Raw genomic sequence first — 13333 nt, 5'->3', positions numbered from 1 at the left:
AAATTTTGTTCATTCTTTTTTAGAAGGGAATCTCTTGTAGTAAATAAAGCGCATTCTATCTAAGAAACACTTCATATATAAAATGAAAACTTTTATATTAACAGTGGTAGTATGTATCTCAATATCCATAATTATTTTAAAAAAGGCAATTTGTATTCAAAAACACTCCCATAATTCATACATAGTAAAATAAAAGGCTTTCTCAAAATTAACATCTTGAGAAAGCCTTTTATTTCTAATCTTTTTGATACTGTAACAATTCCTTCGCCGTATGCTGATCAATAATTAATACATTTGCATACCCGCCACGTAACGCACCATCAATTGATTTTATTTTTCTATTACCACCGGCAACTAAAATAGAGCGTTTCTTTAATTTCAGTTCTTCTAACTCAATTCCAATAGTCCGTTTATTAATTTCTTCACTACTAATATTTCCATCTCCATCAAAGAAACGTGAACAAATGTCACCGACCGATTGTTTTTTGAGTAAACTTGTTTCATCCTTATCGAAATAGCCTAATCGGAATAATAGTGCTTCGTCTCGCACTGTTCCTACAGTAAAAATTGCAATATTCGCTTGTTTCCCCATTTCGATAATGTGATGAATATGTCGATCCTGTTCTACTAATTCTTTTGTCACTGCATTATCGAATATTACTGGTAATGGTAAATTTCTTGGCGTCGTTTGAAAAGCATCTGCAAATAAAGCAATGGTCTCATTCGCATATGTATTTACACTCGAATGACTAATACCACCTTTTAACTGGACAACTTCTACACCTTTTACATGTTGTGGTACGATTTTTCTAGCGATTTCATACATCGTCATTCCCCAGCTTACACCAACGATATCACCGTTTTTAACCGTCTTTTCCATATACTCAGCTGCATATTTACTAATATACTCTGTAATCGTTGCATATTCTGGCACTGGAGAAAATACGACATGTGCCTCTAGCAAGTTGTACTTTTCTTTCAGTAAATTTCCAACGTTATCTAGATCAGCAAATGGATCGGCTATACTAATTTGAACAAATCCTTTTTCTTTCGCGTACTTTAATAGTCTAGAGATCGTCGGCCTTGAAATATTTAATTTGTTAGCAATTTCTTGCTGACTATAATCTGATTGATAATATAATCTTGCAACTTCAACGCTTAATTGTTGTTTATCTTTATCCATAATAACTTATTACATATCCTTCCCTGTATTTCCTTTTCGTTACAAGCATTATACAGCTTTATGCAATAAATTTCGACTAATGAATTTTATCTAACTGAACTTCTACTACACTTAGTATTTAAAATGAAACTTTAATCAATGTTTTTTATCCATCCCCTATTAGTTATCATCCCGCCCCCATAATGTACGATTTTTCTTATAAAGCAAACCGGTCAGGTTATTGAAGAAGTCAGTTTTAAAGTTCAAATTAGATATATAAAATCAATATGAAGGTGTGAAATCAATTGTAAAATAGTAGTTTTGGAATAAGTAAATAAGAGAAATAATCAATAGTGATTATTTCTCTTTTCATATACATATTTATTTTTGGAAAAACAACCTCACTCCAAATACTAATAATACTGCGCCCGTAATACCCTCTATTGTACGGTTCACTCTTTCTTTTCTTAAAAAAGTTCTTAATTGACGTATGAGTGAGATATAAAGTAAATACCATACTGCTGTCAGAGTCGTAAATGTAACTCCTAATACAAGAAATTGGAGGAAATGATTTTGATTACTTACAATAAATTGGGGTAAAAAACTAAGGAAAAACACAGCAGTTTTTGGGTTTAAAATTGCCGTAGTAAATCCTTGTCTAAAGCTTTTAATTGCCCCAATATCCTTAGAGTCCCTTTCTACTGAACCTGATATAGCTTCTTTTTTATATAAGGCACTTTTAATTGACTTTACAGCTAAGTAAATTAAATAAACTGCCCCAGCATATTTTATAAATGTAAATAACATAGCAAATTTCATTAAGATGGCAGAGAGTCCTAGCGTAGCCATTATTGTATGAATCATCATTCCAGATATCGTTCCTAAGACAGTCTTTATCCCACCATTTTTACCATGCGAGATAGTATTTTTTGTAACTAGTGCAAAACCAGGACCAGGCATCATTATGATTAACATTGCTGTAAGGATAAATAGTAGATAATTTTCCATGTTCTAGTATTTCCTTTCCAATTTTTAGTTTTGCTTACAGTATAACTTTTTTCATTAAAACATTACATATAAAAAGCTTGATCAGAAGTTTATCTAAGGTATTAGTATCGATTCGATTAAACATTACCCTAAAACTACATGAATAAAAAACATGAAAAATTTAAATATCAAATTACAAGTCCAACTCTCACAAAAACAGGATAAAAAAATAAACAGCGGAACTAGTCCACTGTTTACTTCGCCACACCTTCATGTAATTTTTCTGTATAATCTTTGACATCTTTCCAGCTGTCTTTCGCTGTATGTAAATCTTCTTTTATAAACGTAAACTCTTCAGGGCTGATTCCTTTTACGTTTTGTAGTAAATTATTATATTTTGCCCCTACTGTATACCATTGATTTGATATATTTTGCAATGCTGTAATTGCTGCATCAATCGTTTCAGTCATATTTGTTGTTTTATTTTTTACATCTGTCAAAATTGCAACTTCTGCTTGTACGCCAGAAATTCTATCTTTTAAATTGGCTATTTCTCTTTCTGCATTTGCGATATCTTTTTTCGCAATGGCAATCATCGGTCCGCCAGCAAGACATGTAATTAGTGCTACGCAAAGTACGCCACCAGCAATGACCATATCATTACTCTTTTTGATTGAATCGTTATATGTATTGATTTGTTGCTCTAGAGCTGGAATACCAGCATTCGTACTTGCCAAAATCGCTGTTAATTGATTTGTATCCTCTTTAAAACTATTTGTGTCTTTCGCCATTCTATCGCGAAAAGCTTTCAAATCCCCTAATAATACATCTACCTCATTTTGATTCTTTACAATATCCGCATACAACTTTTCTAAATCCGCTTTTAACTTTACGCTATCCTTTTGATCAATCGCTATTAGCATGCTATTATAATACGTTTGAAAAGTATTATTGTAATTAATAATATTTTGATCTGTTTTCATAATTTGCGGCTTCATATAATTTAACCAATACGCCGCGTTAATCTTTGCATCTCTTTGATGCTGAACCATACTTCCTTTAAACTCACTATTAATGGAATTTATTTTACTTAAATCAGTCTCTTGCTGATTTTGAATTAATTTTGCATATGAATCCATTGCAAATATGCTCGATGTCGTTTGCGCCATTACATCTTGGAATCCAGCTGGTCCGAGAGAATAATTTTTCGCATTTTCTTGCAATGTTTTTACATTTGGTTCTGCTGCAACAGGATGTAAAGGAAATGCGTTACTCGTTGCCACCCCAGCAATCATTAACGCTAAAAGACATTTTTTATAAAATCTTTTCTGCATTCTTTTCACCTATTTTCTTTATAAGGGTATGAAAAACTCCTGCTCACAACTGAACAGGAGCTTCAAATCTTTCATCAATACGTAATGCTCTAACGATTCGTATTTGATTAAGCTTTTTTCGTATCTACTACTTTAATATCTTCCGCATAAATCTTTTCTGCATAGTCTTTAATGTTTTTCCAGCTATCTTTCGCAATGTTTAAATCTTCTTTAATGAAAACAAGGTCGTTTGGACTAATTGAATCTACATTTTGAAGTAAAGAATTGTATTTTGATCCCATTGTGTACCATTGGTTTGAAATGTTTTGCAACGCTGTAATTGCAGTATCAATTGTATTTGTTAAATACTCCGTTTGTGTTTTAATGTTCGTTAACCCAGCTACTTCTAATTGAGCAGTTGTAACTTGTCCTGTTATTTTTTGAATTTCAGCTTGTGCATTATCAAGCTCTTTCTTCGCTAATACGATTCCAGCTGTACCACCGCCTACAGCTGCTGCACCACCTGCAATTAACGCGACTCCTAGCGGCGTTCCTGCACCTGTAGCAATGACTACTGCACCACCAATAATGGCAATTGGCCCTAGAGCTGTCGCAACTGATGAACCGATAATAATTGCATTATACTTACTAATTGCTTCATTATACGTTGTAATTTGATTTTGCAGAAGCGGGATTCCTGCATCTTGACTAGCTAATATAGATGTAATTTGATTTGCATCACCCTTGAAGTTTTGCGTATCGGACGTCATTTTGTTTCGGAATTTCTTCAAGTCTTCTACTAACTGATCTACTTGCGCTTTATTTTCATTAATACTACTTGATAATCTAGTTAAACCTTTCGTAAGAGTCGCTTTATCTTTTGCGTCTACCGCAGTAACTAAAGTATCATAATAGTTTTGGAATTTCGTATTGTAGTTAATAATATTTTGATTCGTTGAAATAAGCTGTGGCTTTAATACATCTAACCACTGTTTCGCATTTCCTCTAGCTGTATCTTGGTGCTGAATTACTTTACCTTTTAAAGCAGTATCAACAGACGATACATTACCAAAGTTAACGTTCCCTTGTTTAATAATTGTTAAAGCGTACAGATCCATTACTAAAGCGTTTGAACCTGTTCTTTCCATTGCATCTTTTAAGCCTTCTGGTCCTAATGAGTATTCCTCATAGTCATTATAAGCTTTTGCTACCGCATGAATTGGAGCTTGTTTCACTGTACTTTCAGCTGCATACGTATGAGCTGGCATAATGTTTCCTGCTGCAAATACTGCCATAAGTGCTGATAGAGCCATTACTTTATAAGGTTTTTTTGTCATTTTTCTTCTCTCCCTATATCATTACTTATTTTTAATGTACTTCAACGTTTGTAACGTAATCTTCAAATTGATTCGTTTGCTTATTCATTTCATCACTTACTTTTTTAATTTGATTGAAATGTTTTTGAAGTAAACTACTATCTGTATATGTGCCTTCTTCAACATTCTTTTGAATTTGGATCATATTATTATTTAAAACTTTCCAATCTGTTAATAACGTTTCTAAAGTTGTAATTTGACGATCGATTAGTTCTGTAAAGCTACTTACTTGATCTTCAACAAATGTAATTTGTGTCGCTTCTGCTTCAGTTTGTGATAACTTTTGAATAAGTGGTAGTAGCTCTTTTTGCTTTTGCTGAATGCGAAGAGCCGCTTCCCTCGTTTGACTATCTGCAGCATTTACAATTTCATTACTTAAAGTACCGATAGAAACAAAATCAATTGTTTTCGTTTGTGCAGTTTGATTTGTAATTGTAAATACTTGTTTACCGATATTAATAGAACCTTTAATAATTTCTTGAGGTCTATTCAAAATAGTAGTTAGCTCAGCTTGAATTTCCCCTTGAATTCTTTTAATATCTTCTCTTAACTTCACAATATCCCCACTTGATCCTTGTAGTGTTTTTATTGCTTCATCAGCTTTAATTGATAAGTTGTTACTATCTTTATCTAATACCGTTTTAAATCGATTTAACTCTAATAAATCTCGCTCCATACTCTCTTGGATGCTTTGTACTTGCAGTTGTAATTTTCCATATGCATTTGTAAAATCTGCTTTTGCTTGTTCATCTTCATTTACGTTTCCCGCTAGTTCATAGAGCTTACTATAATAGCTATTAAATCGAGTGCTATATCTCATCATCTCTTGATTTAAGTCAATTAGCTTCGGATTATATTCATCAATCCACTCTCGTACATTTGCCTTTGCAAACTTTTGATGATTCGTTAAGCTACTCATCGCATTTACTTTAATGTCTGGCTGTTGTAAAATAACTAATCCGTATGCTTGTATAAGCGGTGACTGTGATCCTAACATTCGAATTGAATTAGATAATGTATTTGGAGCAATTACATTTTGTGCATATACTGTTTTCACTTCTGTTTGCCCCTCCGTCGCGTAAGCGCTTACAGGAATAAAACAACTCGTAGATACTGCTGTAACCAATAACCCTGTAATTAAAGTCTTTTTCACTTTAACTCCTCCTATGTATTAGCAACTATTACTATCGCATTTTATTATTCTATTTTCTTACACATAATTTGAGATGGTTAAAATAGAGAACGTTCTCACCGCGATCCATGTATGAACCACCTCTCTCAACTTTTATTGCTACAGTACTTACTTATTGTTATAAAACATTTCATATGTGATTAGTATGAATAACATTGTATAAAATTTCTATTTTATAGCCATTTCCACATTCACACAGTGAATATATTACATGAAAATATTATTCATTATAAACTAAAAAACGTACGTCAATATGAAATTCTGTTTTGTTTTCATGTAAGTTTTGTACTGTAAGGTCATTTAAACACAGCTATTTATATAACGTAAAGAAGTATTTTCACTCCCTTTATTTTCAAGATTTCCTGTCCTTATTTCAAAATATAATCCGCTTCACTATTCCAATTGAAATATCCATATATCACAACAAAAATCTCTACTTATTCACAGACATAAAAATTATATTAATATACCTTTTAGACTCATATGCAATTATGCATAGTGTATACACAAAAAGGATAGCTTCACTTTCATGAAGCTATCCTTAAAAAATCTTCTTACTTTTTCAAATGATATGGAACTGTCGTAATAACAACATTTCTTTTATAGAGTAAATACGCACGAATGAGTAAACTAGACTGGTTATGAAGAATGTTATGCCAACCTTTTTTCGGAATGAACTGTGGTATAACGACCGTAACTCGGTAATTTGATTCACTCGCTTTATATTGCACTGTATCAATAAACTTTGTTAGCGGTTGAAGAATGCTTCTATAATGCGAATGCAATGTAACGAGTCTTACTTCAGGTTGCCACTTCTTCCATTTCTCTTCGAATTTCTTTTCCTCTTCTCTGTCAAAAGCAACATATACAGCAATTACTTGATCTGCAGAAAGAGACTTCGCATAGTTCAATGAATTTTCTACCACATGTGTCATACCAGCCACAGGAACGACAATTACATTTCCTTCAATCGGAACAATTCTCTCACAAGTTTTTAAACTTAATTGATCGCCTACTGCATCATAATGCTTCTTAATTCGGTGGAACAAGAAGATAATGACAGGTAAGAAAATAAGGATTGACCAAACTTGTGCGAATTTAGTTAAAAAGAACATACTCATTACGATAAAACTAATGACTGCTCCTATTAAATTGACCGTTAACCTCAAAGCCCATCCTTCAGGTTTTTCACGAAGCCATTTTAATACCATACCCGTTTGAGAAAGGGTAAACGGAATGAATACACCTACTGCGTATAACGGAATTAAATGTTCTGTTTGTCCTTGGAAAGCTACAATTAAAATAATCGATGCGATTCCAAGTATAATAATTCCGTTTGAGTATCCTAGGCGGTCTCCTCTAATCATAAACATTCTCGGTATAAATTTGTCTTTTGCAAGGTTAACTGCTAATAGTGGAAATGCAGAATAACCTGTATTAGCAGCCAGAATTAATATTAAAGCAGTTGTACCTTGTATGAAATAGTACATGAAATTACGTCCAAAAGTTTGTTCAGCAATTTGTGAAACAACCGTTACTTCCTTACTTGGATTAATTCCGTAATAATAAGCTAAAAAGACAATTCCTGAAAATAAAACGGCAAGTAATGCACCCATTGCAAGCAATGTTTTCGCTGCATTGTTTGGTGCAGGATCTTTAAAGTTTGGAATTGCGTTAGAGATCGCCTCAACACCTGTTAAAGCAGAGCTTCCTGAAGCAAATGCTCGTAGCAGTAAGAACAAACTAATTCCTGCAACTGGTGTTCCAATTGGCGTGTGTAATGTCGGTGAAACTTGACCAGTTAAAATATTGTATATCCCTACTCCAATTAATATAAATAATGCTAAAACGAATAAATAAACAGGATATGCTAAAACGGAAGCAGATTCCGTTACCCCTCTTAAATTTAATATCGTAATCAATATAACAAATATAATCGCAATGATTACATTATGTGCATGTAAACTAGGAAAAGCCGATGTAAGCGCATCTGTACCTGCTGATACACTTACTGCAACAGTTAAAATATAATCGACTAATAAAGACCCTCCAGCTATTAACCCTGGATTCATCCCTAAATTTTCTTTTGATACAACATACGCTCCTCCGCCGTGCGGATAAGCGAAAATAATTTGTCGATAAGATAAAATAAGAGCAGTTAATAACACTAATACCCCAACAGCTATCGGAATGGAATACCAATAAGCTATTGCCCCAAGACCAGCTAATGCGATTAATATTTGCTCTGGTCCGTATGCGACCGATGACAATGCGTCAGAAGATAAAATGGCTAGCGCCTTCGTTTTATTAAGCTTTTGCTCTCCTAACTCAGTTGATTTTAACGGCCTTCCAATTAAAAACTTTTTGATAGATGAAACCACTGCTGTCCACTCTCCAATAATTTTGTACGAACTTTTCTGCTAGTTACAGCCGATAAACGATTTCTTCAGAAAACAAAAAATGTCTACAAGCCATAACGAAATAGACTTGTAGACATTATATTTTTTGTCGCACAAGCTCCACCTTCCTTCTCAATATAACGCTTACGAGGTTAGCTGTCGGATTCGGGCCTATGAGTAGCCCTACCTTTTTCAAGGATTCACCCCATTGGATTAAGAACTAATCCATAAGAACGGGTCCCCCGTACCATGCGGTTTCAGCGATTTAGAAAATTGAAACTGTGGATTATAATACTCCTTTATTTTCAAAATGTAAACAAAAATTTTGAAAAAGAAAAAATTTAAATGATTGCGCATAATCCGCCGGTAAATATACATAATGAATATTAAAAAATCGATAAAGGAGACCCATATGTCTAAAGAAAAGAAGCCTATTTTTTCCGATTCCTATTTAGATGCATTAGCAAATGAAATTAATCAATTATACGGTAAACGTGAACAGGAAATAAATTTGACAGATAGAACGAAAAGAAATAAATAATTTGTCATAAAAAAGAAAGCAATACACTTATATATTGCTTTCTTTTTTATTTTTTCATACATCCAATTGTATTGCTGATTTGTTAAAGGTCATTTCTTCATACACCTTTAAGTTTTGATATACCGCACTCAATAATGGTGCTTCTATAGAAAATTGCTTTGCTATATCTAGTAAGTACCCCTGTAAGTGCTCACCTTCAATTCCAGAACCTTTTTCCATATCCCGCTGCATCGATGACTTCATATCATACGAAATTTTATCAATTGTTTTCATATGTTCTTGGGCAATACTATCCTTTACCGGAGCTCCTAATGCCCTCATGATTTGTACAGATTCCTCAAATAAATTTCGGATGAAATCACGTCCACCTTCACTCTCACGAATTGGACCGATTGGCGCACGCATTAATGTTGTCACACCTGACATTACAGTAATAAATAAATATTTATGCCACATATCTTGCGTAATGTTTTCACTTAAAACAAAACTAGATTTTGTACCTGCAAATGCTTTAGAAATATGCTTTATCCTCTCTGAATCTTGAAGCTTCATTTCTCCAAAGACAAGTCTGTTGGCAGCACTCGTTTGTACAATTTCTCCTTGATCGTTTAACGTCGTCTCGATAAAACATAAACCGCCAATTACTTTTTCTTCGCCGAATTCCTTTTGTAATAGTAATACATGAGCGATACCATTTAACAATGGAATGATGACAGTATTTTCACCTACAAACGGCTTCAAATCTTGAATTGCCTCGTTTAAGTGATACGCTTTTGTTGAAAATAAAATGACATCAAATGGAGCAGTTCGGCCTTCCTTCGTTATTAATTTCGGTTGGAAGGAAAAATCCCCATTCACACTACGAATAACAAGTCCCGTTTCCTCTAATTGCTGTTTTCTTTTACTGCGGACAAGAAACGTAACATCTTCTCCTTTTTCGACTAATCGGCCACCAAAAAATCCTCCGACGCCACCAGCTCCTAATACTAAAATACGCATACAACATCCCCCTTTTCAAAATACAGTTTTATAACATTTCGTATACATAACATTATACATGTCCCCTACTAAATAAGCTGAATTTTCATTCTTAATCAAGTATAAAGCAGTGGTTATTTTCAAATAAATTTGGGCATGTTGTTTTTATAGCATATATGAAAGGAAACAATGTAAATGGAGGCAATACAAACAATCGAGGAAAAAGATGTAACAACAGCTATATTTCAATTCATATTCCCGTTTTCTTTTAAAACTGGATATGAACAAAATATGTTCCCTTTCTTACAGAAAAATAATTTTCGCCCTTTTCGACTCGATCATCTTGAAAATGAAAATACATACTACGGAAAGTTTCAAGTTTCACATCAAAATATGGAAGCATACTATCTTTCATTTACCAATAAAATACTATTCCCTCACTCAGAGCATCAAAAAGGATTGCAACGCTATTCTAAAGACCTTAACTTAACTGGACACTTAACAACAAATCTTGTTTCCGTTCCATTCAAGATTCATTCTATTGACGTAACACTTTGTCCCTATGAGCTTGGCTTCTTAACAATTCGGACAGAAGTAGAAACTGCTCCAAACATGACATTATCAGAAGCAATTGAATTCGCCGCCCGCTTCCGTGTACTTGAAACTAAAAATGGCACAACTGAAACGATCTGCATTGAATGTAATGGAAAAAAATATTCACAAGTAGAGAAGCTTATATTCGGCGATTTATTTCATGGTGTAACAGACTTCTTTGAGAAAAAGAGATTGCGGAGCTCTTACTTTCAAACATTCCCCTTCTTTGAGGATCAACGAATGTATGTACAAACTTTATTATCCATAAACAAAGAGTCGGACCTTCATGTAGTTGATGTATACCGAGCTTCCAGTCTTTCCGGATTAACAGACGATGGCAAGCCGTATATTAGCGCAAATAATGTTCCTTATATTCAAGATTATTTAATAAAGCATTCATATCAAAGATGGGCTCCTAGTCGCTACTTTATTATGGAAGAACATATTTTCACATGTATAACAAACGAGGGTGAACACGAATTCGCTAAACTTGCTAGTCAAATGTACGGGGAGTTTTATTACGCCTTGTTATTGAATTTATTTCATAAAGTTGTTTTATTAAAAATGGCAAATGCTTATGCGGAGTTAAATATTGAACAAGATACAAATGAAATAGAAAAATTAATTTATTCAATCAATTCGTTTACAGCGAATTACTTTTCTTTAGAGCTAGTATCCCAATCACAGAGTGAAGATATTTTCTTCCGCTTAAGAAATCTATTTAACATTGAAGTACTATACTCGAATGCAAAACAAAATCTTGATAGTTTGTTTAAATATCAAGAAAATGTCGCCTCTAAAAAAGATAGCCTTTTACTATTAATTTTAACGCTCTACTCTGTAGTAGGCCAAATGTTAGGGTTTACTATGATTGACCTTTTAAGAAACACCGATTCAAACAAAATATCGTCACCACTGGAATTTTTCGCACTTTTAATAGCAATTAGCGGCATCGTTATTTCACTTATTTTAGGTGCGCAAAGTTTATACCAATGGAGTCTACAACATAAACGAAGAAAAGCATGGGTAAAACAAACTGTACTTTCTGCTGTGAAAGAGAAAGATGATAAGAAGTAACGAAGACTATTTTCAAATTTCAAATACGTGGCAGGATTCAGTAAATGAAATTATTATGAGCGATTTTCCGATTATATCGGCGCAACTCAAAATATATCGACTTACCAACAAAAACTGACAAAAGAAAAACTACATAGAAAAAGTACTCCAAACTAAAATTTGGAGTACTTTTTTATTACACTAATTCAGCTTACTTCCCTGCTTCGATTTTCTCTAATGCAGCAGCTACTTGTTCTTCCGTTAATTCATGTTGTACTACGTAGCGGTTACGTGGGCTTACGCGACATTCATGAGAACATGCACGTAAATATTTCGCTTCGTTTTCTTCAGAACATAAAATCTTCTTATTACATTCTGGATTTGAACAGTTTACATAGCGCTCACAAGGTTCGCCTGAGAAGTGGTCTTTACCAACGATAACATGTTCTTTTTGGTTTACTGGTACAGCGATACGCTCATCGAATACGTAACATTGTCCGTCCCAAAGCTCACCTTGTACTTCTGGGTCTTTTCCGTAAGTTACAATACCGCCGTGAAGCTGACTTACATCCTCATAACCTTCACGAACTAACCAACCAGAAAACTTCTCACAACGAATTCCGCCTGTGCAATACGTTAAAATCTTTTTACCTTCAAGTGTTTCTTTATTTTCTCTGATCCAATCTGGTAATTCACGGAATGATTCAATATCAGGTTTAATCGCACCTTTAAAGTGTCCTAAATCAAACTCATAATCATTTCGTGCATCAATAATAACTGTATCTTCTTGTTTCATTGCCTCATAAAAATCTTTTGGCTCTAAATACTTCCCAGTTATTTCGTGTGGGTTAATGTCATCTTCTAGACGAAGTGTAACTAACTCTGGACGAGGACGTACGTGCATTTTCTTGAATGCATGCCCTTCTTCTTCATCTATTTTAAATACGATACCGTCAAAACGTGGATCGTTGTTCATTGCTTCCATGTATTTCTCTGTTTGCTCTACAGTACCAGAACAAGTTCCGTTAATTCCTTCTTTTGCTACAAGAATTCTACCTTTTAATTCAAGTGAATTACAAAATGCTAAATGCTCTGCCGCGAATTCTTCTGGGTTTTCAATTGTTGTGTACATGTAATATAGTAATACTCTATATGGTTTTGTAGTTGCCAATGTGTTTCTACCACCTATCTAATTTTTAAAATCATGTATAAGTTAACGTTCATATCAAAACATATATAATAAGAAAATGAATCCATTTTCTTCTCTTTATACTATTTTCTATCAGTTAACAAAAATAAAAAACAAGATTACACACCAAAACCCTGTGGTTATGTTGTAATCCCAATATATTATATATCATACAAATGCAATTCCATCAATTAATATGCTGTATTATCGGCTTTTTGTTCACATAAATTTCAAAAACAGCCCTTTAATTCATTATGTTTCCCCACGTCATCACACCATAAACTCCCAATTTTTTATTACACGACACCATCCATTGCAGCAAGGCATATAATTTGCACTAAGGAAACATTTATGTTCAAATAAAGTGAAACTTTAATCAGTGGGGGTTTTCTTCATCCCCCACTGATTATTAGCCCTCACCAATCGGACTTTAATGGGCAGCCCGACCCCCTCCTAACTTCTTTGCTTTCGCTGAATTTTGAGGTGGGGGTCTTACTGCCCATTAAAGCGGGATAAAAATATCATCTAATACATTTAAATGTATTG

Annotated in this window: 10 protein-coding genes and 1 riboswitch; of the genes, 2 read left to right on the top strand and 8 right to left on the bottom strand. The window is 33.7% G+C overall.

What is annotated here, in order from left to right:
• Positions 1-235: 235 nt before the first annotated feature.
• From MR113_RS10330 to MR113_RS10305, 6 genes are all read right to left on the bottom strand, one after another.
• Entirely contained in the window at positions 236-1183 is a 948-nt protein-coding gene (locus tag MR113_RS10330; RefSeq protein WP_242254012.1) for a sugar-binding transcriptional regulator, read from the bottom strand.
• A gap of 360 nt (positions 1184-1543) precedes the next feature.
• Positions 1544-2170 (bottom strand): LysE family translocator, encoded by a 627-nt coding sequence (locus MR113_RS10325; RefSeq protein WP_242254010.1) that lies wholly within the window; start codon positions 2168-2170, stop codon positions 1544-1546.
• Positions 2171-2403: 233 nt separating this feature from the next.
• Positions 2404-3483, bottom strand: coding sequence for a non-hemolytic enterotoxin NHE subunit C (nheC, locus tag MR113_RS10320; protein WP_242254008.1), 1080 nt, complete (start codon positions 3481-3483; stop codon positions 2404-2406).
• A 107-nt stretch (positions 3484-3590) separates the two neighbouring features.
• A complete protein-coding gene (gene nheB / locus MR113_RS10315; protein WP_242254006.1) occupies positions 3591-4799 on the bottom strand; it encodes a non-hemolytic enterotoxin NHE subunit B in 1209 nt (402 codons plus the stop codon).
• A gap of 31 nt (positions 4800-4830) precedes the next feature.
• A complete protein-coding gene (nheA, locus tag MR113_RS10310; protein ID WP_242254000.1) occupies positions 4831-5991 on the bottom strand; it encodes a non-hemolytic enterotoxin NHE subunit A in 1161 nt (386 codons plus the stop codon).
• Between the two features lie 593 nt (positions 5992-6584).
• The gene (locus MR113_RS10305) at positions 6585-8411 is read right to left on the bottom strand and encodes an APC family permease (protein WP_242253998.1); all 1827 of its coding nucleotides are present in this window, start codon (positions 8409-8411) and stop codon (positions 6585-6587) included.
• 144 nt (positions 8412-8555) lie between these two features.
• A riboswitch (cyclic di-AMP (ydaO/yuaA leader) is annotated at positions 8556-8702 on the bottom strand.
• Between the two features lie 139 nt (positions 8703-8841).
• Between MR113_RS10305 and MR113_RS28335 the strand changes: the two genes are divergently transcribed.
• Positions 8842-8970: a hypothetical protein gene (locus MR113_RS28335; protein ID WP_000031869.1), complete on the top strand. Its 129-nt coding sequence runs from the start codon at positions 8842-8844 to the stop codon at positions 8968-8970.
• 54 nt (positions 8971-9024) lie between these two features.
• On the opposite strand, the gene panE is transcribed toward MR113_RS28335, so the two are convergent.
• Positions 9025-9969, bottom strand: coding sequence for a 2-dehydropantoate 2-reductase (panE, locus tag MR113_RS10300; protein WP_242253996.1), 945 nt, complete (start codon positions 9967-9969; stop codon positions 9025-9027).
• A 174-nt stretch (positions 9970-10143) separates the two neighbouring features.
• Between panE and MR113_RS10295 the strand changes: the two genes are divergently transcribed.
• A complete protein-coding gene (locus tag MR113_RS10295) occupies positions 10144-11619 on the top strand; it encodes a hypothetical protein (protein WP_242253994.1) in 1476 nt (491 codons plus the stop codon).
• A gap of 190 nt (positions 11620-11809) precedes the next feature.
• Here MR113_RS10295 and trhO read toward each other — a convergent pair whose 3' ends face one another.
• Positions 11810-12769, bottom strand: coding sequence for an oxygen-dependent tRNA uridine(34) hydroxylase TrhO (trhO, locus tag MR113_RS10290; protein ID WP_061676675.1), 960 nt, complete (start codon positions 12767-12769; stop codon positions 11810-11812).
• Positions 12770-13333: the final 564 nt, after the last annotated feature.

Source organism: Bacillus cereus group sp. BfR-BA-01379, assembly GCF_022663605.1.
Taxonomy (GTDB): Bacteria; Bacillota; Bacilli; order Bacillales; family Bacillaceae_G; genus Bacillus_A; species Bacillus_A mobilis.
The sequence above is the reverse complement of the archived record's forward strand: the minus strand, read 5'-3'. Positions and strand labels throughout refer to the sequence as shown.

Bases quoted from the DNA above. Each gene is read 5' to 3' on its own strand.
- nheB (WP_242254006.1), bottom strand. From the start codon at position 4,799: ATGACAAAAAAACCTTATAAAGTAATGGCTCTATCAGCACTTATGGCA.
- panE (WP_242253996.1), bottom strand. From the start codon at position 9,969: ATGCGTATTTTAGTATTAGGAGCTGGTGGCGTCGGAGGATTTTTTGGT.
- MR113_RS10330 (WP_242254012.1), bottom strand. From the start codon at position 1,183: ATGGATAAAGATAAACAACAATTAAGCGTTGAAGTTGCAAGATTATAT.
- nheC (WP_242254008.1), bottom strand. From the start codon at position 3,483: ATGCAGAAAAGATTTTATAAAAAATGTCTTTTAGCGTTAATGATTGCT.
- MR113_RS10325 (WP_242254010.1), bottom strand. From the start codon at position 2,170: ATGGAAAATTATCTACTATTTATCCTTACAGCAATGTTAATCATAATG.
- MR113_RS28335 (WP_000031869.1), top strand. From the start codon at position 8,842: ATGTCTAAAGAAAAGAAGCCTATTTTTTCCGATTCCTATTTAGATGCA.
- MR113_RS10295 (WP_242253994.1), top strand. From the start codon at position 10,144: ATGGAGGCAATACAAACAATCGAGGAAAAAGATGTAACAACAGCTATA.